This window comes from Haemophilus influenzae (assembly GCF_001457655.1).
GTDB classification, from domain to species: domain Bacteria; phylum Pseudomonadota; class Gammaproteobacteria; order Enterobacterales; family Pasteurellaceae; genus Haemophilus; species Haemophilus influenzae.
The window spans coordinates 127,394-152,213 of sequence record NZ_LN831035.1 but is presented as its reverse complement, the minus strand read 5'-3'; the positions used below and the strand labels follow the sequence as shown (position 1 = coordinate 152,213).

Below are 24,820 nucleotides of genomic sequence, written 5' to 3'. Positions count from 1 at the left end.
ACCCATTGAAAAAAGCTCTTTAGAGGCTTGGTCAAACTTAGTGATGATGTGGCAAAAGTTGCTATTCTAGCAATGCCTGTTATACTCTATGGCGAGCAACCGCTTTTCCTAAAAGGATGAAATATTATTTTTTTGCTCATTATTGCTTATGCTTGCCTTGTGATGGGGCGTAAATTTCGTCAATTAGTGGAGGGAAAATAATATGTGGCTTACTATAGGGCTTGGCATTGTTTCGCTTCTTGCTATTGGCGGACTTATTTTTGCCAATTATGTAGCAAAACATTCTTAATTTATTAACCCCGATCTTTCGGGGTTTTCCGTATCTAAAGTGCGGTGATTTTTAAGGTTATTTTTATGAACAATCAGATTCCTTTACTTGGAATTACCGGTTATAGCGGTAGTGGTAAAACAACATTATTAGAAAAACTTATTCCAGAACTGATCGCTCGTCACATTCGCGTTTCAGTGATTAAACATAGCCATCACAATATGCAAGTTGATAAAGAAGGAAAAGATAGCTGGCGTATGAAAGAGGCGGGTTCTTCTCAAGTCATTGTAGCGAATGATGAACGCTGGGCGATTATGACGGAAACGCCAAAACCTGTTTCATTGGATTATTTAGCGCAACAATTTGACCGCACTTTAACGGATTTAGTGTTGGTGGAAGGCTTTAAACAAGAGCCAATTCCAAAGATTTTGCTCCATCGTCAAGAAATGACAAAACCTTTACCCGAAATTGACGAATATGTGCTCGCAGTTGCAACGAATTATTCCCTTGAAATTGACCGCACTTTGTTGGATATTAACCGCATTCCGCAAATTGCCGATTTTATTGAAAATTGGTTGCACCATTTTCACGGAGCACGATGACTACTGAATCCAATGCCTATCGCGGTTTAGCTTGGGTAGCAGCAATGGCACTTTTTATGCAAAGCCTCGATGCGACCATTCTAAATACAGCTTTACCCGCGATATCTTCCGATTTACATAAACCCGCCTTTGAAATGCAAATGGCGATCATCGCTTATTCTTTAGCTGTTGCATTATTTATTCCTCTTACCGCTTGGGCTGCGGCAAAATTTGGGACATTGACTGTTTTTCGTGGTGCAGTTTTCACGTTTATTTTAGGTTCAGTTGCTTGTGCCGCGGCCTCTAATTTAGAGAGCCTTATTTTAGCCCGAGTGATTCAGGGGATAGGCGGTGCCTTTATGATGCCCGTTGCGCGTTTAGCTATTATTCAAGCTGTCCCCAAACAACAATTAGTGAATGCTTGGAATTTAATGGCAACTGCAGGTTTGATTGGGCCAATTCTAGGGCCTATTTTAGGTGGATGGTTAGTCATTCACGCCAGTTGGCACTGGATTTTTTTAATTAATATTCCAATTGGTGTGCTAGGAATTTTGGCATCGGGCAGCGTGATGAACAATATCAAGGGCAAGGCAGAGAAATTAGATTGGACAGGTTTTTTACTCTTTGCATTGGGGTTAGTTGGTATTACGCTTGGTTTGGATTTACTCGGAGAAAGTCAGCATAATTCAAGTGTAACTTATAGCATATTAGTTGTTGGTATTCTGTTACTCGTAACTTATTGTGGCTATGCTAAAAACAATGAAAATGCCATTTTACCTTTATCCCTTTTCCGAACTCGTACATTCAGATTAGGTATTATTGCTAATATTTTTATCCGATTATCTGCATCTGGTGTGCCCTTTTTATTGCCTTTGATGTTCCAATTATCTTTCGGTTACAGTGCTGAAATGTCTGGCTGGCTATTAGCACCGATTGCGTTAATTTCTGTGATGTTGAAAATATTAATTGGACGAATTTTAAATCGTTGGGGTTATAAAACCACGTTAATTTCATCCGCACTTTTGATGGCAGGTTCTGTGATTTCAATGGCTTGGTTAGATAAACAAAGCTCTCTAACTTGGATTATTTGTAATCTTATGTGGTATGGGGCTTGTATGTCGATCATTTTTACTTCAATTAATACGCTGGCTGTAGGCGATCTTTCAAAACAACAGTCTGGCACAGGCTCTACCGTATTAAGTATTGTACAGCAAGTTGGGATTGGATTTGGTATTGCTGTGTCATCAATAATCTTAAATCTTTATCGACATTTCTTTAACGCAAGTGATTGCTTACAACAGGCATTCAGCTATACTTTTTTAACTTCATCACTTTTTGTAATCGCCCTTGTTTGGTCGCTTATGAAATTACACAAAAATGATGGCGATCATTTACGAAAAATGCCTTAGATTAATTTGTTATAATCCATAGAATTTTTTTATTTAAAAAAAGGGAAATTTGCTTATATCTTATTGATATTTCTTGTTGGTGGAGATAGCTCCATCGTTTAACCATAAATGGTAGGGCATTCCCTGCCTAACATTGAGGTATGCTTATGAAACTAAAAGCAACATTAACTCTCGCCGCTGCAACTCTTGTTTTGGCAGCTTGTGATCAATCTAGCTCGGCAAATAAATCTACTGCTCAAACTGAAGCAAAATCCTCGTCAAATAATACTTTCGTTTATTGCACAGCGAAAGCTCCATTGGGATTTAGCCCTGCGTTAATAATTGAAGGTACTTCTTATAATGCAAGCTCACAACAAGTGTATAACCGCTTAGTTGAATTTAAAAAAGGCTCAACGGATATTGAACCAGCTTTAGCTGAAAGCTGGGAAATTAGCGATGATGGTTTAAGTTATACTTTTCATTTAAGAAAGGGTGTTAAATTCCATACAACAAAAGAATTTACCCCGACACGTGATTTTAATGCAGATGATGTTGTATTTTCATTCCAACGTCAGTTAGATCCAAATCATCCATATCACAATGTATCTAAGGGGACTTATCCATATTTTAAAGCAATGAAATTCCCTGAATTGTTGAAATCAGTGGAGAAAGTAGACGATAACACAATTCGTATTACCTTAAACAAGACAGATGCGACTTTCTTGGCTAGTCTTGGTATGGATTTTATTTCTATTTATTCTGCAGAATATGCTGATTCAATGCTGAAAGCGGGTAAACCAGAAACACTTGATAGTCGCCCAGTGGGGACAGGCCCTTTTGTTTTTGTGGATTATAAAACAGATCAAGCCATACAATATGTTGCGCATGAAAATTATTGGAAAGGTAGAACACCTTTAGATCGTTTAGTCATTAGCATTGTGCCTGATGCAACAACACGTTATGCAAAATTACAGGCGGGTACTTGCGATTTAATTTTATTCCCAAATGTAGCGGATTTAGCCAAAATGAAAACCGATCCAAAAGTACAACTTTTGGAACAAAAAGGTTTGAACGTAGCGTATATCGCATTCAATACCGAAAAAGCACCGTTTGATAATGTCAAAGTGCGCCAAGCGTTGAATTACGCAGTGGATAAAAAAGCGATTATTGAAGCGGTTTATCAAGGCGCAGGAATATCAGCTAAAAACCCACTTCCTCCAACAATTTGGAGTTATAATGATGAAATCCAAGATTATCCGTACGATCCAGAAAAAGCAAAACAACTTTTAGCAGAAGCGGGTTATCCAAATGGTTTTGAAACTGATTTCTGGATTCAACCTATTATTCGTGCTTCTAATCCAAATCCAAAACGTATGGCTGAATTAATTATGGCGGATTGGGCGAAAATTGGTGTAAAAACTAACCCAGTGACTTATGAATGGGCTGATTATAGAAAACGAGCAAAAGAGGGAGAATTAACTGCGGGTATCTTTGGTTGGTCTGGCGACAATGGCGATCCTGATAATTTCTTATCCCCATTATTAGGTAGCTCAAATATAGGTAATTCTAATATGGCACGTTTCAATAATTCAGAATTTGATGCTTTACTCAATGAGGCTATTGGATTAACCAATAAGGAAGAACGTGCGAAACTTTATAAACAAGCTCAAGTTATTGTCCATAATCAAGCACCTTGGATTCCAGTTGCCCACTCTGTTGGTTTTGCGCCACTTAGTCCTCGTGTAAAAGGTTATGTACAAAGCCCATTTGGCTATGACGCTTTTTATGGTGTGAGTGTTGATGGTAAATAATTCATATTGATTTACTTATTTTAAGCCCTTATTTATAAGGGCTTTTTATTTATCAAGGATTATTCTGTAAAAAATATGTTAAATAACTTTAACTTGAGTATAATGCTCTGCATTATTTCTATCGGATATGATTCCGTAGAATAATAAAAATTAATTGTTAATATAAGGAACAAAAATGGATTTCAATCGAATTATCACTCATATGAATGATCATCATCAAGATGATATGGCTGCCCTTTGTAAAAAATTTGGTGGCGAAAAGGAAATCACAGATGTGACGTTAGTTAATGTAGATTTTGCTGGTTTAGATTTTAAATATAATGGTGGCAAAACATTACGTGTGGAATTTCCACAACAAGCTGACGCAGGTTCAATTAAGCAAGCTATCATCAATCTTTGTGTAGAAAATAAACCAGTAGCAAATTACGATCGTATTAAGGCTAAAATTGATGAATTTCGTCAAGAGTTTAAAAGCTGTGTGCTTTCTACTTTAGATAAAGATGGCTTACCGATGGCGTCTTATGCACCAATTATTTTCTTTGATGGAAAATATTATATTTATATCAGTGCCATTGCAGAGCATTATGAGAATTTAAAACGCAATCCAAATCAAGTAGAAGTGATGTTTTTAGAAGATGAAAACAAAGCGAAGTCAATTATTGTGCGTACTCGCTTACGTTATAAAGCAAGTGCACGTTTTATTCCTCGTGAAGATCCAATTGTTGAAAAAGTCTTAGATAAATTAGCCGAAACTATGAATGATGTAGGCGGAATTAAAACAATTCGTGAATTTACTGATTTTGATTTAGTTGAACTTACATTTGGAACAGGTCGTTTTGTAAGAGGTTTTGGCCAAGCTTATTTGATTGATGCTAATGGGGAAATTTCTCATATTGGTGTCAAAGGCAATCCACATGAAAAAGAAAGTGATAAATAATATTGTCTCTTAATGAAGATAAAGGGTTGAGTGTAAATTTATACTCACCCCTTTTGTTTACGATAAGTTCGAGTGAAATTGAAATTTCTTTATTTTTTTACCGCACTTTATTTTCATTAAGGACAAGGCTTGCTTACTATAATTTCGATAACCTGTCTGTCGATATGCTGCATACTTTTTGATGCAATAGCGCAGAGATTATCAATAGTTCGATCAAGATCGTGTTCGACAATACCTTCATTGCCGCAGCAATAGGCAATCCAACCATACCTGTTCCTGGCACTGCAACGCCCAATCCATTTTTCATCAGATTAGGCGAAACTTTTACTTCAATGCGTTCAGGTGTTTTGCCTAAATATTTCGCCGCTGTAGCAGATGCGAGTGCAAGAGAAATGGGTTCGGTACAGCCTAGGGCTGGCACAACATCGTGTTTAACGATGTGGAGTAATGGTTTTTCAATTTCGTTAAGTCTTTCTAAATTCATTCTTACTTATCCAATTAATGCGCTTCATCCCAATTTTGACCTACACCGACTTCTACGATCAACGGAACAACTAATTCCGATGCATCTTCCATTTGTTGTTTAATTTGTTCACGGAAAAACTCGACTTTTTCTGACCGCACTTCAAACACTAATTCATCGTGTACTTGCATAATCATTTCAATGTCGGGATCGTGATAGATTACTTCATCAAGTTTAATCATCGCTCGTTTAATAATATCCGCAGCTGTGCCTTGCATCGGTGCATTTATCGCTACGCGTTCTGCCCCTTTACGACGCATTGCGTTGCTAGAATTGATATCAGGTAAATATAAACGGCGACCAAATAACGTTTCCACATAGCCTTGTGCTTTCGCTTTTTCACGGATATCGGTCATAAATTGCTGTACACTCGGATAGCGTTGGAAATATAAATCCATGTATTTTTTTGCATCAGGACGAGAAATATCAAGTTGGCGTGAAAGTCCAAACGCGGACATCCCATAAATTAAGCCGAAATTAATCGCTTTAGCATTGCGACGTTGCTCGCTGGTGACTTCATCTAATGATACACCGAAGATTTCAGCAGCCGTGGAGCGATGAATATCCTTGCCTTGAGAGAAGGCGTTAATTAAGCCTTGATCGCCAGAAAGATGTGCCATAATGCGTAGCTCAATTTGAGAATAGTCAGCAGCGACAATAGAATAACCTTCACGTGCGATAAATGCTTGTCGAATACGACGACCTTCTTCATTCCGAATCGGGATATTTTGTAAGTTTGGATCACTTGATGATAAACGTCCTGTCGCTGTCACCGCTTGATGATAAGAGGTATGCACTCGTCCCGTTTGTGAGTTGACCATTTGAGGCAGTTTATCCGTGTAAGTGGATTTAAGTTTGCTCAACCCACGATGTTCGACCAAAATTTTGGGTAATTCGTGGCTATAGGCTAATTCTTCCAATACTTCTTCATTCGTTGATGGCGCACCTTTTGGCGTTTTTTGTAAAATAGGTAGGCCAAGTTTATCGAACAAAATTTCTTGTAATTGTTTGGTGGAAGCCAAATTAAATGGCTGACCTGCTAATTCGTAAGCTTGTTCTTCAAGTGCGGTTAATCTTGTGGCAATTTCGTTAGATTGCATAAAGAGGGCATTACTATCAATCAAAACGCCTGTACGTTCCATGCGAGAAAGCACATGAAGTAATGGTAATTCCATTGTTTTATACAATTCAACAAGCGTTGGTTCTTGTTGCAATTTCAACCACAGTGCTTGTTGTAATTTCATTGTCACATCCGCATCTTCTGCTGCGTATTCAGTGGCTTGTTCTAATGGAATTTGATTAAACGTAAGCTGATTTTTTCCTTTTCCAGCGATGCTTTCAAATGCGATAGTTTCATGACCTAAATAACGTTTGGCTAAATCGTCCATATTATGACGACCCGTACTATTTAGCGTATAAGAAAGCAACATCGTATCAAATTCAACACCTTGTAATTCAATGCCATGACGGGCAAAAATGCTTTCATCAAATTTAATATTTTGTCCAATTTTGTGAATGTCAGGATTTTCTAAAATGGGTTTGATAGCCGCAAGTGCGGTCGATTTTTCGAGTGTTTTTGGCGCATCCAAATAATCCAATTGCAATGGTAAATAAGCGGCTTCGCCATTTTCAAGAGCAAAAGATATACCCACTAAATTAGCAGACATATAATCGAGGCCATCTGTTTCAGTATCCACTGCAATGAGTTTTGCTGTATTGAGTTTTTCAATCCAGCGCGTTAAATCCGCTTGAGTGAGTAAGGTTTCATATTTTGTACGATCGATTTGAATTTTAGGCGTATTTTCCACCGCACTTTGATCTTGTGAGGTCGCCTGATACTGGTTCATTTTCACTGGCTGTTCAGTGGTTTGGGTTATGGAGTCAGCACCATTCATCACTTCATTAAGCCAGCGTTTAAATTCGTAGCGAGCAAAATATTCAATGAGTTGATCCTTTTGGCTTTCTCCAAGCAACAATTGATCTGTTGTCACGTTAAGTTCAACATCCGTTTTGATGGTTGCTAATGTATAAGAAAGATCGGCATTGGGTTTTTCAGCCAATAATTTTTCACCTAGTTTTTTCGCCCCACGAATTGGCAGTTCCGCTACTTTTTCAAGATTGGCATAAATTTCAGCCATGCTTCCTATGCCTTGTAGTAAACCAAGTGCGGTTTTTTCGCCCACGCCAGCAACGCCAGGAATGTTATCTGCACTATCGCCCATAAGTGCGAGATAATCAATAATGAGTTCAGGTGGAATACCGTATTTTTCAATCACACCCTCACGATCCAATAGGCTATTATTCATGGTGTTGATGAGCATAATATTGTCATCCACCAACTGTGCCATATCTTTATCGCCAGTACTAATGAGCACTTTTTTACCCAAACTTGATGCTTGTAGTGCGAGAGTACCGATCACATCATCTGCCTCAATCCCTTCCACCACTAAAAGCGGAATGCCCAATGCACGAATCATATCGTGCAAAGGCTGAATTTGTTTGCGTAAATCATCAGGCATTGGCGGGCGATGAGATTTATACTGTTCAAACATTTCATCGCGAAATGTTTTCCCTTTTGCATCAAAAACAACGGCTATATGAGTGGGCTGTACTTGTGAGATGAGGCGTTTTAACATATTTAACACGCCGTACATCGCGTTTGTTGGCTCACCTGCGGCATTAGTTAAAGAAGGAAAGGCATGAAATGCACGATATAAATAAGAAGAACCATCCACTAGCACAAGCGGATTTGTTGCAATTTGGGCCATAAAAATCTCGTTTTAAACTGAAAAATGTGGGCATTATAGCGTAATTTATGGTGATGAGCGAATGGCGGGTTTAATGTAAAATTTATGACGAATATTTTTTGCTATGGCATAATATCAGCCATTCAAATATTTAATTTAAGGAAATCAAATGTCGTTAAAATTGGTCGAAATTTTAGTTTTGGGTCAGGTTTTGCGTTTAAATGTACCCATTGAACAAGAAGAATTACTGCGCCAAGCTGCGCGTAATTTAGATATATTGGTTTCCGAAATGAAAGAAAAGACAGGCCTTATTCAGCTTGATCGTGTGCTCTCTATTGTGGCACTCAATTTGAGTTTTGAATTAAGCCAAGAAAAAAATAAAACGGCTAAAATTGAAGAGGTATTGAGAACGGGTATCCAACAATTAGATCATTCATTAGAAAATATTCGTGTTACAAAAGAACCGCATTAAATTAATGATCAAATTAGAGTCATTTTGTCGTTTTATAAGCAACTCGTTAAATTTGACAAATAAATGCTAGTCAATACTGAGAATTTGGGCTAGTATAAACCCATAAGAATTACCTGGAGTGTTCGTCAGTAGGCTATGTCCCTGAGCCGATACTTTAAATCTTATAAATTGGTTTCCTATCGTTGGTGTGTAGGCTTAACCTTTGACTCGTTCATTGGGCTAAGAAACCTGAAAACGGTATCAACTGATTTCCTTGAACCGTCGGGTTCAAGGACTACTGCCCGCAGCGGCACTCTGGGTCCTATCTTCTCCTTTCATTTCTATGAATACTCAAAAACGCCAGCAAATCCGCGCTGAAATTCGAAAAATACGCGCAAATTTAACCGCACTTCAACAGCAACAAGCAGCACAATCAGTGACCCAACAGGCGTTAAATCTTATCGAGCAACGACAAGCCAAAAATATTGCATTATATTTTTCTTTTGATGGTGAAATTTCAACAAAAGCCTTAATCCAATCCCTGTGGATGCAAAATAAAAATGTGTATTTGCCTGTTTTACATCCTTTTACTAAACACTATTTATTGTTTTTACGCTATTTACCTGATACGCCAATGAAACAAAATCAGTTTGGCATTTGGGAGCCAAAGCTAAATGTTCAAAATGTTTTGCCATTAAATGAACTGGATATTTTATTTACGCCATTGGTGGCTTTTGATAAAAAAGGAAATCGCCTTGGTATGGGCGGTGGATTTTATGATCGCACGTTGCAGAATTGGCAAAATAAGTCTTTTATTCCAGTTGGTTTAGCGCACCAATGTCAGCAAGTAGAAAATCTTCCCACTGAGCATTGGGATGTGCCACTGTTTGATATTTTGGTGGATTAAAACCTATCATCAAAATCTTATTGATAGATAAAATCAAAATATTTCATTTTTTCTCTTGAAATTTATTCAACCGAGCTTACTTAGTTTATGCGAATGGCGAAAGCCGAAATCAAATTGAGGAAAGCGTATGAACATTGAAAAATTTACGACAAAATTCCAAGAAGCGTTAAGCGAAGCACAATCACTTGCTATCGGAAAAGACAATCAATTTATTGAACCCGTGCATTTATTGACCGCACTTTTAAATCAACAGGGCGGCTCTATTGCGCCAATTTTGACAGCAAGTGGCGTAAATGTGGCTTTATTGCGTAATGAATTAAAGACAGAACTAAATAAATTGCCGCAAGTGATTGGCAATGGTGGAGATGTACAACTTTCACGCCAGCTTATTAATTTACTTAATCTATGCGATAAATTCGCACAGCAAAACCAAGATAAATTTATTTCGAGCGAATTGTTTTTGCTTGCAGCTTTAGAAGAACGAGGAACGATCAGCGATATTTTGAAAAAGTGCGGTGCGAAAAAAGAACAAATTTCGCAAGCTATTCAGCACATTAGAGGGGGACAAAACGTGAACGATCAAAATGCAGAAGAAAGCAGACAAGCTCTTGAAAAATATACGATTGATTTAACCGCTCGTGCAGAAAGTGGCAAACTTGATCCTGTAATTGGGCGTGATGAAGAAATTCGTCGAGCCATTCAAGTATTACAACGTCGTACCAAAAATAACCCTGTGTTAATTGGTGAACCAGGTGTAGGGAAAACGGCGATTGTCGAAGGCTTGGCACAGCGTATCGTAAACGGCGAAGTGCCAGAAGGTTTGAAAAATAAACGTGTGCTTTCATTAGATATGGGCGCATTGATTGCTGGTGCAAAATATCGCGGAGAATTTGAAGAACGTTTAAAAGCGGTGCTCAATGAACTTTCTAAAGAAGAAGGTCGCGTGATCCTCTTTATTGATGAAATTCATACTATGGTCGGCGCGGGTAAAACCGATGGTGCGATGGATGCGGGTAACTTATTAAAACCAAGTTTAGCGCGCGGTGAATTACATTGCGTGGGTGCAACAACGTTAGACGAATATCGTCAATATATCGAAAAAGATGCCGCACTTGAGCGCCGTTTCCAAAAAGTATTTGTGGACGAACCAAGTGTAGAAGATACCATTGCTATCTTACGTGGTTTGAAAGAACGCTATGAAATTCATCATCACGTGGATATTACTGACCCTGCGATTGTCGCTGCCGCAACGCTTTCACATCGTTATATTTCCGATCGTCAATTGCCGGATAAAGCCATTGATTTGATCGATGAAGCGGCGTCTAGCATTCGTATGGAAATAGATTCTAAACCTGAACCGCTTGATCGCCTTGAACGTCGAATTATCCAACTAAAATTGGAACAACAGGCGTTACAAAAAGAAGAAGACGAAGCAAGTCGCAAACGTTTAGAAATGTTAGAGAAAGAATTGGCTGAAAAAGAACGTGAATATGCCGAACTTGAAGAAGTGTGGAAATCTGAAAAAGCAACGCTTTCTGGCTCTCAACATATTAAACAAGAGTTAGATACTGCAAAAACCGAACTAGAACAAGCTCGTCGCGCGGGTGATTTAGCGAAAATGTCAGAGTTGCAATATGGCCGCATCCCTGATCTTGAAAAGCAACTTGAGCAAGCTGAAACCAGCGAAGGAAAAGAAATGACGCTTTTACGCTATCGCGTCACAGATGAAGAAATCGCAGAAGTGCTTTCTAAAGCCACAGGTATTCCTGTATCCAAAATGATGGAAGGCGAAAAAGAAAAACTCTTGCGCATGGAAGATGAACTACATAAACGAGTGATTGGTCAAGAAGAAGCAGTTGATGCGGTAGCAAATGCGATTCGTCGTAGCCGTGCAGGTCTTTCCGATCCTAATCGCCCAATTGGTTCTTTCTTGTTCCTAGGGCCAACAGGTGTAGGTAAAACAGAACTTTGCAAAACTTTGGCTAAATTCTTGTTTGATAGTGAAGATGCGATGGTGCGCATTGATATGTCAGAGTTTATGGAAAAACACAGTGTCTCTCGCTTAGTTGGTGCACCTCCAGGCTATGTTGGTTATGAAGAAGGTGGTTATTTAACTGAAGCTGTTCGTCGTCGTCCATATTCAGTGATCTTATTAGATGAAGTTGAAAAAGCACATGCGGATGTATTCAATATCTTATTACAAGTATTGGATGATGGTCGTTTGACTGATGGTCAAGGCAGAACCGTAGATTTTCGTAATACGGTGGTAATTATGACCTCTAACTTGGGTTCTGATTTAATCCAAGGTAATAAAGACGAAAGCTATAGCGAAATGAAAGCCTTAGTGATGTCAGTGGTAAGCCAACATTTCCGTCCCGAATTCATCAACCGTATTGACGAAACGGTGGTATTCCATCCACTTGGTAAAGAAAATATCCGTGCGATTGCAAGTATCCAATTAGAACGCTTAGCAAAACGTATGGAAACTCGTGGCTATGAATTAGTGTTTACCGATGCTTTATTAGATTTCATTGGTGAAGTGGGGTATGACCCAATTTATGGTGCACGTCCATTGAAACGTGCTATTCAACAAGAAATTGAAAACAGCCTGGCACAACAAATTCTATCTGGTGCGTTATTACCTGGTAAGGTTGTTACCATTGATTATGCCAACGCAGAAGTTCAAGCGAGACAATAGGTATTAAAAAAGTGCGGTAAATTTACCGCACTTTTCTTATGAACCTAAACGCTGGCGTACAATTTCAAATAAACATACCCCTGTTGCGACAGATACATTTAATGATGAAACTGAACCAGCCATTGGAATACTAATCAGTTGATCGCAATGTTCACGCGTTAAACGACGCATTCCTTCGCCTTCAGCTCCCATAACAAGTGCTAGTGGTCCTGTCAGTTTGCTTTGATAAATGGTTTCAGTGGCTTCGCCAGCAGTGCCAACCACCCAAATATTATGGTTTTGTTGTAAATCGCGTAGTGTGCGAGAAAGATTGGTTACACGAATTAACGGCACGGTTTCTGCCGCGCCACAAGCAACTTTACGTGCAATAGATGTTAATTGTGCAGATTTATCTTTCGGTACGATCACTGCCACTGCGCCCGCTGCATCCGCTGTTCGCAAACATGCTCCCAAATTGTGTGGATCCGTCACGCCATCCAAAACTAATAAAAGCGGATTTTGTTTATTCGCAAGAATTTCATCAAGATCATTTTCATTGAGTTCTTTTGCCGCTTGTACTCGAGCAATGACACCCTGATGAACCTCACCATCGGCTTTTTTATCAAGTGTTTGTCGATTAACAAATTGCACACCAATTCCCAGGGAATAAAGCTCATTTAAGAGTGGCTGTAGGCGTTTATCTTCACGTCTTTTAAGTACGAAGACTTCAATTAGACGCTCTGGTGAATGGGTTAAAATACTATTAACAGCATGAATGCCGTAGATTTGTTCTGACATAAATTTCTCTTTTTCTTATTTGAATTTTTAATTCATTCTTAAAATAGGAAGTGAATTATTTTCGTTTTCTAGATGTTTTCTTCGAAACTTCTTTCTTTTTTACCGCACTTTTTCGTTTTTTGGAGGCTTTGGACGGTAGCTCTTTAAAAACTTTCTTAGCTTTTTCTTTCGCCGTTTTTCCAGCTCGACGAGGCTTACGTTCACTACCTATTAGCGAGAAATCGACCATTTTATTTTCTAAATGTACTGCTTCAACTTTGATGCGAACTTTATCGCCTAAGCGATATTGCATTCCGCTATTTTCGCCGATTAAACGCTGTTTTGCTGCATCGAATTGGTAATAATCGTTTTCTAAGGTGGAAATATGGACTAAACCATCGATGAATAAATCATCTAAGCGTACAAATAAACCAAATCCCGTCACAGATGAAATAACACCGCTAAATTCACCGCCAATATGATCTTGCATATATTCACATTTCAGCCAATCTGCCACTTCACGAGTAGCGTCGTCGGCACGGCGTTCGGTCATTGAACAGTGATTGCCAAGTAAATCCATTTCATCAAAAGAGTAATGATAACCGCCTGTATCGGTGGTTTTACGTTTAGCGCCTTGTTCTTTAGCGAGTAAATATTTGATACCTCGATGAAGTGTTAAGTCTGGATAACGGCGAATTGGCGAAGTAAAGTGAGCATATTCTTCCAAAGCCAAGCCAAAGTGCCCAATATTATCAGCATGATAGACGGCTTGACTTAATGAACGTAGCAACATTGTTTGAATAAGTTCATGATCAGGCCGTTCTTTAACTTTTTCTAAGAGAGCAGCATAGTCTTTTGTAGTTGGTTTTAATCCGCCTTCTAAAGTTAAACCAAACTCACTTAAGAAAGTGCGGAACGATGTTAATTTTTCTTCGCTCGGGGTGGCATGAATGCGATATAACGCTGGCTCTTTATGTTTTTCCATAAAATTAGCTGCTGCGATATTCGCAAGAATCATACATTCCTCAATGATTTTGTGGGCATCATTACGAACAACGGGTTCAATACGCTCAATTCTCCCCATTGCATTGAAAATAAACTTGGTTTCAATGGTTTCAAAATCGATCGCACCACGTTGATGACGTGCACCAAGCAACGCTTGATAGAGTTTATAAAGATCTTCTAAATGAGGTACAAGCGTAGAATAACGAGCGCGTAATTCTTCATCGCCTTCAAGCATTTTGGCTACTTTGGTATAAGTGAGGCGGGCGTGAGAATTCATCACTGCTTCATAAAAGCGATAATCTATGAGCTTACCTTTGGCAGAAATTTGCATCTCACACACCATACACAAACGATCCACTTGTGGGTTTAGAGAGCATAAGCCGTTGGATAAAATTTCAGGTAGCATTGGTACCACTCGGTTCGGAAAATAGACCGAGTTACCACGATTATGCGCTTCTACATCCAAAGCGGAACGTAAACGTACGTAATAACTGACATCCGCAATCGCGACCCAAAGTTTCCAGCCTTTGTTATGTTTTTCACAATAAACAGCATCGTCAAAATCACGAGCATCTTCACCATCAATTGTCACAAGCGGTAAATTTCGTAAATCCACACGACCTTTTTTGGCATCTTCAGGGACTTCTTCAGTAAATTTTTTTACGTATTTTTCCACCGCATTTGGAAACTTATGGGGGATATCGTGGTTACGCAAGGCGATTTCCACTTCCATTCCTTTCGCCATATTATCGCCTAGAATTTCAGTGATAGCGCCAATTGGCTGGTTAAAACTGGCAGAACGTTCTTGCAATTCGACAACGACAACTTGTCCCATACGTGCGCCATTACGATGTTCATTTGGCACGAGAATATCTCTACCAATTCTGCTATCATCAGGCACCACATAGCCAAAACCGTTTTCTAAGAAAAAACGACCCACAATTTGTTTTTTACGGCTTTCTAATACGCGCACAATTCGCACTTCACGGCGACCACGACGATCTAATCCAGCAGGTTGCGCTAAGACAAAATCTCCATGCATGACTCTTTGCATTTGATGGTTTGGAATGAATAAATCATCCTTTTTGCCATCGACCTGTAAAAAACCAAAACCTTCGCGATGACCAATGACCGTGCCTTTAAATAAATCTAATTTTTCTGGTAAGGCATAGCGTTTACGTTTGGTGAACACTAATTGTCCGTCATTTTCCATCGCGCGTAATCGGCGACGCATCGCTTCTATTTGCTCTTCATTTCGAATGGAAAGTGCGGTCAAAATTTCATCCCGATTCATCGGTGCATTATTGTCTCGAATAACGCTTAAAATAAATTCACGGCTCGGGATTGGATTGCCGTATTTTTCCAATTCTCGTTTGTAATGAGGATCTTGGCTGATTAAGTTTTTACGTTTTTTTGTCATTATTTTTTACAGTTTTAAAAAGTGCGGAGAGTTTGACACTGTAAGGAGGATAATGCAAGACGGGGATAAAATTATCACTGTATATTTTAAGGATATTTTAAAATTGAAGAACTTAACGATCTTTCCCCAGCACTATAACAGTGATGACTTTTTATAGATATTTTTAAAGTATGAAAAGCGCGGTAAAAATTTTATGCAGGAACGTGTTCTGTTACGAGCATTTGTAATTTTCGTAAAATAACATTTAATACTACGCCATAGGCTGGTACGAATAATATAATGCCGACAAATAGCTTAAATAGGTAATCTACAAAACCGAGTTGTGCCCAGTGTTCAGCCATGAACGGATCTGCACTTTGATAGAAGGCTACACTGAAGAAAACGAATGTATCCGCCATTGAGCCAAATGTCATTGAGCTAGTTGGCGCCACCCACCAAGTTTTTAACTGGCGTAAGCGGTTAAATACGATCACATCAAGCAATTGTCCTATAACGTAAGCGGCAAAGCTCGCAATAGCAATACGGAATACAAACAGATCAAAATGCGTTAATGATTCGAAACCTTGGAATTTGCTTTCAGAGAATAAAACAGATATGACGTAACTTACAATAAGTGCAGGAAACATCACCACGAAGATGATTTTTCTCGCATCTTCCGCACCGAAAATGCGTACGGTTAAATCGGTAGCTAAAAAGATAAATGGGAATGTGAGCGTTCCCCAAGTGCTGTGGAAAGAAAAATCGTTTGCTGCACCAAGTGCGGTTAATTTTAGCGTGATTTCAAAAGGGATTTGTACAAAGTAATTGCTCGCTGCAATGATGAATATGTGGAAAAAGCTGAGCCAGATGATTGCACGACGTTTTTGTTGATCATTAAAGATCGGAGAGGTTAATTTCATGTTGTACCTTTTTAGTTTAAATAAATCGGGGTTAGGGAACCCGAGGTTGAATATAGGGGGTTAGATGATACGCATATTTCTAATAATTGCAAGAGTCGATGACATTTGAGTTTTATATTTTGTGAAAATTGACGAATGATTTTACAGCCTTTATTCTATTTGCGTTTTTCATCAAATTTGAAAGGAGAGAAAATGGAGTTACACAATATTCGTGATGAATATACTAAACGAGTGCTTTCACAACATGATTGCCATAAAAATCCAATTTCGCAATTTGAACAGTGGCAGAAAGAGGCTATTCATGCTCAAGTCAATGAGCCAACCGCAATGAATATTGCGACTGTTGATGAACAAGGTCGCCCAAATAGCCGAATGGTTTTGTTAAAAGAAGTCAATGAGCAAGGTTTTGTCTTTTTTACGAATTATCTTAGTCGAAAAGGCGGTTGTATTGAGCGCAATCCTTATGTCGCGCTGACTTTCTTTTGGCCTGAATTGGAACGCCAAGTGCGGATTGAAGGTAAGGCGGTTAAAATTCCAGCAGAACAATCCGATAAATATTTTGCTACCCGACCTTATACCAGTCGTATAGGAGCTTGGGCAAGTGAGCAAAGTGCGGTGATTTCTAATTATAAATCGTTGCTAGCAAAAGCAGCATTGGTTGCAGCTAAACATCCGTTAAAGGTGCCTCGACCAGATTATTGGGGCGGCTATTTAGTTGTGCCAGAAACCGTGGAATTTTGGCAGGGGCGTCCAAGCCGTTTACATGATCGCATTCGTTATCGTAAAGAAAGTGATAATTGGATTAGAGAAAGACTTTCTCCTTAGTAAATTGAGCATAAAATAACCGCACTTTAGTTGTATCCCCAAAGTGCGGTTAATTTTTTCTAAATTTTAGCGTTTAGCTTTATTTATTAATGCGTGCTAGTACTTGTCGTTGTACGATTTGCACGTTTACGATCGTTTTCCGTTAAAAGTTTTTTACGGATACGAATCGACTCAGGTGTCACTTCCACTAATTCATCGTCATCGATAAATTCAATGGCTTGTTCAAGACTGAATTTTACAGGTGTAGTCAGCACAATCGCATCGTCTTTACCTGAAGCACGCATATTCGTCAGTTTTTTACCTTGCAAGCAGTTTACAGTTAAGTCGTTTGAACGGCTATGAATACCGATAATTTGACCTTCATAAACTTCCACGTTTGCATCAATCATTAACTTACCACGTTCTTGTAAGCCAAATAATGCATAACCCAGTGCTTTACCTGTTGCGTTCGAGATTAATACACCATTTTTACGTTGGCCAATATCTCCACCTTTAATTTCATCATAGTGGCTAAAACTTGAGTAAAGTAAGCCTGTGCCAGAAGTCATCGTCATAAAGTCACCACGGAAGCCAATTAATCCGCGGCTAGGAATAATGTATTCTAAACGAACACGGCCTTTGCCATCTGGCAACATATCACGAACTTCGCCTTTACGAATACCCAATGCTTCCATTACAGAACCTTGATGCTGTTCTTCCACATCGATAGTTACTTGTTCGTATGGCTCTTGTTTTTTACCGTCAATATCACGATAGATTACTTTAGGGCGAGAAACCGCAAGTTCATAACCTTCACGACGCATATTTTCGATTAACACAGAAAGATGTAATTCTCCACGACCAGAAACACGGAATTCATCTGGGTTTGGGGTTTCTTCTACGCGTAACGCTACGTTGTGAACCAATTCTTTATTTAAGCGTTCAAGAATTTGACGCGATGTGACATATTTTCCTTCTTGCCCTGCAAATGGAGAGGTGTTTACACAGAAGAACATGGTGACTGTTGGTTCATCAACCGTTAATGATGGCAATGCTTCCACTGCGTTAATATCACAAATCGTATCTGAAATGTTTAATTCTCCTAAACCAGTGATCGCAACAATATCGCCTGCATAAGCAACGTCTTCTTCATAACGTTGTAAACCAAGATGACCAAGTACTTGACCGATACGACCTTGACGAGTTTTTCCTTCACTATTGATGATAGTAACAGGTTGATTTGGTTTAATCGCACCGCGCTTAATACGACCAATGCCGATGACACCTACATAGTTGTTATAGTCTAATTGTGAAATTTGCATTTGGAATGGCGCATCAAGTTCTACTTTGGGCGGTTCTACATATTTCACAATAGCTTCAAATAATGGCGTCATATCTTCGGCTAAATCTTCGTGTTCAAGACCTGCAACACCATTTAATGCTGAAGCATAGATAATTGGGAAGTCTAACTGTTCATCGCTTGCACCAAGATTGACAAATAAATCAAATACTTGATCTACAACCCAGTCAGGACGCGCACCAGGGCGATCAACTTTATTGATCACGACGATTGGTTTTAATCCGTGAGCAAATGCTTTTTGAGTCACGAAACGCGTTTGTGGCATTGGGCCGTCAAACGCATCAACAACTAATAGAACAGAATCTACCATAGAAAGCACACGTTCAACTTCGCCACCGAAGTCGGCGTGTCCTGGAGTATCCACGATGTTAATACGGTAGTCATTCCAGTTAATCGCGGTATTTTTTGCAAGAATTGTAATGCCACGTTCTTTTTCAAGATCATTTGAGTCCATAACGCGTTCATCTACATCACCACGTGCAGATTCAAAAGTACCAGATTGTTGCAGAAGTTTATCTACAAGAGTGGTTTTACCATGGTCTACGTGCGCAATGATTGCGATGTTACGGAGTTTTTTAATATTGATTTCGTTTTTCATTATCTAATGCTTCGAGTAAGGTGCAATTTTGCACGGTATATGATTTTATAAAAAAGGTGCAATTTACTGCACCTAATCCTAATATAGGTTGTTGTCTTATGTTGAAGAAAACGAGGCATTATACCTCAGGTTTATTTGCGTAGTCTCATTTTCTTTGCTTTCAAAGCTTTTTTTATATCATTAGGTAAACGTAATATATCCCAGATCAACCGAAAAACCAGATTTTGGTAAATTCTTGGTTTGGAATATATACCAATTTTTTTATACACTGACTCTGGCGGAATTAAAATATCTTGTGTGTAATTTTTCTTTTCTTCGGGAATAAAAGTAAATGGGTTATTCAGTGGTGATAAAGGAAAATAATTACATAGAGGACTTTCTGGCGAAATACAGTAAATATTTACACCATAATGTTTTTGTAAGAAATAAAGTGCATTTAAATCATATTCCATAGAATGGATATCATTTTGACTTTTATTTTGTGAAAAAGAAGGTAATAATTTAATAATATTTTCTTTTTGATGATGAAATGCGTAAGGATTCCCTTTTTCTTGATAAAAATCAATGCCTGTCAAATAAAGATCTTTATAACCCATAGCAGTTGCCACTGCACACATATAAACGCCTGATGTAATCCTCTTATTCTCATATAGTTCGTGATATTGTAAATGAGCATCAAAAGCTCGTAGTTTTTTTAAATAGCTATGACCAAGATCGATTTGTGGTAGTAATTTTTCTAAACGCTGGATTTTCTTTAATTCTGAATCCCCTAAATTCAGAAAAGATGATAGAATAATATCAGCATATTCATATTCATTATTTTTAATTAATTGCATAAACGTATAGTATTGTTCAAAAATTACAGAACAATTAAAAAATACCTTTTTTATTTTCTTACCAAGAAAATAATGATCCTCAAAATAAAATTGATTGCAACGGAAAACATCATAATCTTTAGGTAATAAACTATAGTCAATTGATTTTAAACTTGTTCCATTACCTGCAATAATGACAGGCTTTGATTGATTGATTGATTGATTGATTGATTGATTGATTGATTGATTGATTGATTGATTGATTGATTGATTGATTGATTGATTGATTGATTGATTGATTGATTGATTGATTGGGCATATTGTACCGTTCATTGAATAAAATATAACTTATTTTTAATAGTAGCTATTATACAGGCTTTCTGTGCTTTTTACTATAACGCCACAACAAATCTAATGAAAGTCTAATTTGATTAGACTATAATACTTCCTTAATTTTTTATATAGAAAGAGGATCTACTATGTCAAATGCCATTGCTTCCGTGTTTAAATTGATCGAAGAGAATGATATTAGGTTTGTATTGCTTCGTTTTACTGACATTAAAGGTAAAGAACATGGTGTTTCTATCCCAGTTAGCCTTGTTGATGAAGATATGTTTGAAGACGGCAAGATGTTTGATGGCTCCTCTGTTGAAGGTTGGAAAACCATTAATAAAGCCGATATGTTGCTTATGCCAATAGCTGAAACGGCGGTTGTCGATCCATTCGCACAAATTCCGACACTTTCTATTCGTTGTAGTGTTTATGAACCAACGACAATGCAAAGCTATGATCGCGATCCGCGCTCTATTGCAATTCGTGCAGAAAATTATATGCGTTCAACAGGTATTGCTGATCAAGCTTTTTTTGGTCCAGAGCCTGAATTCTTCTTATTTGATGATGTGCGTTTTAATGTATCAATGAATAAAGCGTCTTTTTCTATTGATGATATAGAAGCTGCTTGGAACACGAATAAAAAATATGAAGAAGGCAATAACGCTTATCGCCCATTGAAAAAAGGTGGATATTGTGCCGTTGCACCGATTGATAGTGCGCACGATATTCGTTCTGAAATGTGCTTGATTTTAGAAGAAATGGGATTAGTCATCGAAGCCCATCATCATGAAGTGGCTACTGCAGGGCAAAACGAAATTGCGACTAAATTCAATACGCTAACTTTAAAAGCGGATGAAACTCAAATCTATAAATATGTGGTGCAAAATGTGGCATTGGAGCATGGTAAAACGGCGTGTTTTATGCCAAAACCAATTACTGGAGATAATGGTTCGGGTATGCACTGTAATATGTCGTTAAGTAAAGACGGAAAAAATATTTTCCAAGGCGATAAATATGCAGGCCTTTCTGAAACCGCACTTTACTACATCGGCGGTATCATTAAGCACGCTAAAGCCTTAAATGCGTTCACTAATCCAAGTACTAATTCATATAAACGTTTAGTGCCTGGTTATGAAGCACCAGTATTGTTGGCTTACTCTGCAAGCAATCGTTCAGCCTCAATTCGTATTCCTGCTGTAACCAATCCGAAAGCGATTCGCGTAGAAGCGCGTTTCCCAGATCCATTGGCAAACCCATATTTAGCATTTGCTGCATTATTAATGGCAGGTCTTGATGGCGTGGTAAACAAAATCCACCCAGGCGATGCGATGGATAAAAATCTTTACGATCTTCCTCCAGAAGAATTAAAAGATATTCCAGCTGTTGCAAGCTCTTTAGAAGAAGCATTGAATTCATTAGAAAAAGACTATGAATTTTTAACCCAAGGTGGCGTATTTGCTAAAGATTTTATTGATGCGTTTATCAGTATCAAACGTAAAGAAGTGGAACGTTTAAATATGGCACCACATCCAGTTGAATTTGAAATGTATTATGCGTAATGTCATTGACGTAATCATTTTTAAAAGTGCGGTAGAATTTACCGCACTTTTCGTTTGAAATTGTTTATAACGAGACTCGGGTAAAAATGTCGAATACAAATAGAACAATTCTAGTGACTGGTGGAGCGGGGTTTATTGGTTCTGCGCTTGTCCATTATCTTCTTGAAAAGACACATAATAAAATCGTAAATGTTGATAAGCTGACTTATGCAGGAAATTTAGCCTCACTTAAAACCGTAGGAAACCATCCACGTTATGCTTTTGTACAAGCAGATATTTGTGATACTAAAGCGTTGTCTTATATTTTTTCACAATATCAACCTGATGCTGTTATCCATCTTGCCGCTGAAAGCCATGTTGATCGTTCTATAAATGCTTCTTCGGAGTTTATACAAACCAATATTGTAGGCACTTACTGCCTACTTGAATCAACTCTAGATTACTGGCATCGTTTAGATAATCAAAAAAAATCCAGCTTCCGATTCTTACATATTTCCACCGATGAAGTTTATGGGGATTTAAAAAGTAATGAGGGTTTATTTACTGAAACATCAGCTTATAAACCTAGCAGCCCTTATTCTGCTTCAAAGGCGGCAAGCGATCATCTCGTGCAGGCTTGGTATAGAACATATGGGTTACCGACAATTATTACACATAGTTCAAATAATTATGGCCCGTATCAGTACCCTGAAAAATTAATTCCATTGATGATTTTAAATGCGATAGAGGGAAAAACACTGCCTATTTATGGCGATGGTTTGCAAATTAGAGATTGGTTATTTGTTGAAGATCATATTGATGCACTATATAACGTTTTGATGAAAGGAAATATTGGGGAAACCTATAATATTGGCGGAAATAATGAAAAGTCCAATATTGATGTAGTGCGTTCTATTTGTTCTTTGCTGGAAGAATTTTTACCTAATAAACCAAAACATATTGATAAATATGAAGATTTAATTTGCTATGTGCAAGATAGACCAGGTCACGATCTTCGTTATGCGCTTGATACAAGTAAAATCAATCATAAACTAGGCTGGATACCTAAAGAAACTTTTGAATCGGGATTAAGAAAAACGGTAATTTGGTATTTAAATCATCAAGAATGGTGTCAAAAAGTGAGTGAATAAGGTCAAATAATTAACTATTAGAAATAAAGCTGGTATAGTTTCTAAATTTATTTTGTTTATACATGGGGGAATAAATATGCAAATTACACTTTCAAATAACTTAGCGAATGATGCTTGGGGAAAAAATGCTATTTTGAGCTTTGACTCTAATAAAGCAACAATTCATTTAAAAAATAATGAAAAAACTGACCGCACTTTAGTTCAACAAGCTGCTCGTAAATTGCGTGGGCAGGGAATTAAAAATGTGGAATTGCTCGGTGAAGAATGGGATTTAGAATTTTGCTGGGCGTTTTATCAAGGTTTTTATACCGCAAAACAAGATTACGGGATTGAGTTTCCTCATTTGGATCATGATCTACAAGATGAATTATTAGCGCGTATCGAATGTGGCGATTTTGTGCGTGGGATTATTAATGAGCCAGCACAAAGCCTAACACCAGTAAAATTAGCAGAACGTGCGGCTGAATTTATCTTAAACCAAGCTGATATTTATAATGAAAAAAGTGCGGTAAGTTTTAAGATTATTTCTGGTGAGGAACTTGAGCAACAAGGTTATCACGGAATTTGGACTGTGGGTAAAGGCTCAGCTAACTTGCCAGCTATGTTGCAACTTGATTTCAATCCAACACAAGATCCGAATGCGCCAGTGTTAGCTTGTTTAGTTGGTAAGGGGATTACTTTTGACAGTGGCGGCTACAGTATCAAACCAAGTGATGGAATGAGCACAATGCGAACCGATATGGGTGGGGCAGCATTATTAACGGGGGCTTTAGGTTTCGCTATCGCTCGCGGATTAAATCAACGCGTTAAACTGTATTTATGTTGCGCAGAGAATTTGATAAGCAATAATGCCTTTAAACTAGGCGATATTATTACTTATAAAAATGGCGTGACAGCAGAAGTGCTGAATACTGATGCGGAAGGGCGTTTGGTGTTGGCTGATGGATTGATTGAAGCGGACAACCAAAATCCAAATTTTATTATTGATTGTGCAACTTTAACTGGCGCAGCAAAAATGGCTGTAGGAAATGACTATCATTCGGTATTATCTATGGATGATGATCTCGTGAAGAATCTTTTCCAATCAGCACAAGAAGAAAATGAACCTTTCTGGCGTTTACCATTTGAAGATTTTCATCGCTCACAAATTAATTCATCTTTTGCAGATATTGCTAATATTGGTTCTGTTCCAGTTGGGGCGGGGGCAAGTACAGCAACGGCATTTTTATCGTATTTTGTAAAAAATTATCAACAAAATTGGTTGCATATTGATTGTTCCGCAACTTATCGTAAATCTAGTAGTGATTTATGGGCTGTTGGGGCGACAGGGATTGGTGTGCAAACTTTAGCAAATTTAATGTTATCAAAATCATTGAAGTAAGGAGATATGATGACAGAAAGAACTTTTTCGATTATTAAACCTGATGCGGTAAAGCGTAATCTAATTGGAGCAATCTTAACTCGTTTTGAGCAAAATGGCTTTAAAATCATAGCCTCTAAAATGGTACGCCTAACTCGTGAGCAGGCTGAAGGCTTTTATGCAGAGCATCAAGGCAAAGAATTTTTTGCGCCTTTAGTTGAATATATGATGTCTTCGCCGATAGTGGTTTCTGTTCTTGAAAAAGAAAATGCAGTGAAAGATTACCGCACTTTGATTGGTACAACTAATCCAGAAACTGCAGAAGAAGGGACAATTCGTAAAGATTTTGCATTAAGTCAGCGTGAGAATTCGGTTCACGGATCAGATAGTATAGAAAATGCAAATCGTGAAATTGCTTATTTCTTTACTGATTGTGAAATTTTTGAGAGTTAATTGATAGCAAAAAGCAC

Annotated in this window: 19 protein-coding genes, 1 other RNA gene and 1 pseudogene; 14 read left to right on the top strand and 7 right to left on the bottom strand. The window is 38.1% G+C overall.

The features are described 5' to 3' along the window. Window positions 1-4: 4 nt before the first annotated feature. The 5 genes and pseudogenes from AT683_RS09795 (at window position 5) to AT683_RS00680 (ending at window position 4,985) form a co-directional block, all read left to right on the top strand. Window positions 5-201 (top strand): annotated as a pseudogene (locus tag AT683_RS09795) (hypothetical protein). 153 nt (window positions 202-354) lie between these two features. Beyond that, window positions 355-870: a molybdopterin-guanine dinucleotide biosynthesis protein MobB gene (gene mobB / locus AT683_RS00695; RefSeq protein WP_038440332.1), complete on the top strand. Its 516-nt coding sequence runs from the start codon at window positions 355-357 to the stop codon at window positions 868-870. After that, window positions 867-2,258 carry an MDR family MFS transporter gene (locus AT683_RS00690; protein ID WP_011272244.1) on the top strand — a complete coding sequence of 464 codons (1,392 nt, stop codon included), beginning with the start codon at window positions 867-869 and terminating at the stop codon, window positions 2,256-2,258. Before mobB ends, AT683_RS00690 begins: the two co-directional genes overlap by 4 nt. A 146-nt stretch (window positions 2,259-2,404) precedes the next feature. After that, window positions 2,405-4,048, top strand: coding sequence for an ABC transporter substrate-binding protein (locus AT683_RS00685; RefSeq protein ID WP_038440331.1), 1,644 nt, complete (start codon window positions 2,405-2,407; stop codon window positions 4,046-4,048). A 175-nt stretch (window positions 4,049-4,223) separates the two neighbouring features. Next, window positions 4,224-4,985 (top strand): HugZ family heme oxygenase, encoded by a 762-nt coding sequence (locus AT683_RS00680; RefSeq protein ID WP_005652481.1) that lies wholly within the window; start codon window positions 4,224-4,226, stop codon window positions 4,983-4,985. Window positions 4,986-5,121: 136 nt separating this feature from the next. Here the strand turns inward: AT683_RS00680 and AT683_RS00675 are convergent, their stop codons facing one another. Together AT683_RS00675 and polA are read right to left on the bottom strand one after the other, a co-directional pair. After that, complete coding sequence (locus AT683_RS00675; protein WP_011272246.1) at window positions 5,122-5,469, bottom strand: hypothetical protein; 348 nt, start codon at window positions 5,467-5,469, stop codon at window positions 5,122-5,124. Window positions 5,470-5,483: 14 nt separating this feature from the next. Continuing rightward, window positions 5,484-8,276 (bottom strand): DNA polymerase I, encoded by a 2,793-nt coding sequence (gene polA, locus AT683_RS00670; protein WP_038440330.1) that lies wholly within the window; start codon window positions 8,274-8,276, stop codon window positions 5,484-5,486. Between the two features lie 148 nt (window positions 8,277-8,424). Here polA and AT683_RS00665 point away from each other — a divergent pair, with 148 nt between their 5' ends. The 4 genes from AT683_RS00665 to clpB all read left to right on the top strand — a co-directional run bounded on the left by AT683_RS00665 (window position 8,425) and on the right by clpB (window position 12,311). Continuing rightward, window positions 8,425-8,727, top strand: coding sequence for a cell division protein ZapA (locus AT683_RS00665; protein ID WP_005651366.1), 303 nt, complete (start codon window positions 8,425-8,427; stop codon window positions 8,725-8,727). A 107-nt stretch (window positions 8,728-8,834) separates the two neighbouring features. Then, a non-coding RNA gene (gene ssrS / locus AT683_RS09300) (6S RNA) lies at window positions 8,835-9,032 on the top strand. 17 nt (window positions 9,033-9,049) lie between these two features. Beyond that, entirely contained in the window at window positions 9,050-9,613 is a 564-nt protein-coding gene (locus AT683_RS00660; protein ID WP_011272248.1) for a 5-formyltetrahydrofolate cyclo-ligase, read from the top strand. A 127-nt stretch (window positions 9,614-9,740) separates the two neighbouring features. After that, window positions 9,741-12,311 (top strand): ATP-dependent chaperone ClpB, encoded by a 2,571-nt coding sequence (gene clpB / locus AT683_RS00655; RefSeq protein ID WP_005651368.1) that lies wholly within the window; start codon window positions 9,741-9,743, stop codon window positions 12,309-12,311. A 36-nt stretch (window positions 12,312-12,347) separates the two neighbouring features. Here clpB and rlmB read toward each other — a convergent pair whose 3' ends face one another. The 3 genes from rlmB to AT683_RS00635 form a co-directional block, all read right to left on the bottom strand. Next, window positions 12,348-13,088 (bottom strand): 23S rRNA (guanosine(2251)-2'-O)-methyltransferase RlmB, encoded by a 741-nt coding sequence (rlmB, locus tag AT683_RS00650; protein ID WP_058222144.1) that lies wholly within the window; start codon window positions 13,086-13,088, stop codon window positions 12,348-12,350. A 55-nt stretch (window positions 13,089-13,143) separates the two neighbouring features. After that, entirely contained in the window at window positions 13,144-15,492 is a 2,349-nt protein-coding gene (gene rnr, locus AT683_RS00645; protein ID WP_058222143.1) for a ribonuclease R, read from the bottom strand. Between the two features lie 191 nt (window positions 15,493-15,683). Then, window positions 15,684-16,391 (bottom strand): 7-cyano-7-deazaguanine/7-aminomethyl-7-deazaguanine transporter, encoded by a 708-nt coding sequence (locus AT683_RS00635; protein ID WP_038440326.1) that lies wholly within the window; start codon window positions 16,389-16,391, stop codon window positions 15,684-15,686. 192 nt (window positions 16,392-16,583) lie between these two features. Here AT683_RS00635 and pdxH point away from each other — a divergent pair, with 192 nt between their 5' ends. After that, a complete protein-coding gene (gene pdxH / locus AT683_RS00630) occupies window positions 16,584-17,216 on the top strand; it encodes a pyridoxamine 5'-phosphate oxidase (RefSeq protein WP_038440325.1) in 633 nt (210 codons plus the stop codon). An 86-nt stretch (window positions 17,217-17,302) separates the two neighbouring features. On the opposite strand, the gene typA is transcribed toward pdxH, so the two are convergent. After that, entirely contained in the window at window positions 17,303-19,153 is a 1,851-nt protein-coding gene (typA, locus tag AT683_RS00625) for a translational GTPase TypA (protein ID WP_005660047.1), read from the bottom strand. A 131-nt stretch (window positions 19,154-19,284) separates the two neighbouring features. Then, a complete protein-coding gene (locus AT683_RS00620) occupies window positions 19,285-20,301 on the bottom strand; it encodes an alpha-2,3-sialyltransferase (protein ID WP_058222142.1) in 1,017 nt (338 codons plus the stop codon). A 146-nt stretch (window positions 20,302-20,447) separates the two neighbouring features. Here AT683_RS00620 and glnA point away from each other — a divergent pair, with 146 nt between their 5' ends. From glnA to ndk, 4 genes are all read left to right on the top strand, one after another. Next, window positions 20,448-21,860 carry a glutamate--ammonia ligase gene (gene glnA, locus AT683_RS00615; RefSeq protein WP_011272255.1) on the top strand — a complete coding sequence of 471 codons (1,413 nt, stop codon included), beginning with the start codon at window positions 20,448-20,450 and terminating at the stop codon, window positions 21,858-21,860. A gap of 86 nt (window positions 21,861-21,946) precedes the next feature. Continuing rightward, window positions 21,947-22,990 carry a dTDP-glucose 4,6-dehydratase gene (gene rfbB / locus AT683_RS00610; RefSeq protein WP_038440323.1) on the top strand — a complete coding sequence of 348 codons (1,044 nt, stop codon included), beginning with the start codon at window positions 21,947-21,949 and terminating at the stop codon, window positions 22,988-22,990. A gap of 76 nt (window positions 22,991-23,066) precedes the next feature. Continuing rightward, window positions 23,067-24,371 carry an aminopeptidase PepB gene (gene pepB / locus AT683_RS00605; RefSeq protein ID WP_038440322.1) on the top strand — a complete coding sequence of 435 codons (1,305 nt, stop codon included), beginning with the start codon at window positions 23,067-23,069 and terminating at the stop codon, window positions 24,369-24,371. A gap of 9 nt (window positions 24,372-24,380) precedes the next feature. Continuing rightward, window positions 24,381-24,803 (top strand): nucleoside-diphosphate kinase, encoded by a 423-nt coding sequence (gene ndk, locus AT683_RS00600; RefSeq protein WP_005659061.1) that lies wholly within the window; start codon window positions 24,381-24,383, stop codon window positions 24,801-24,803. The last annotated feature ends 17 nt before the right edge of the window (window positions 24,804-24,820 follow it).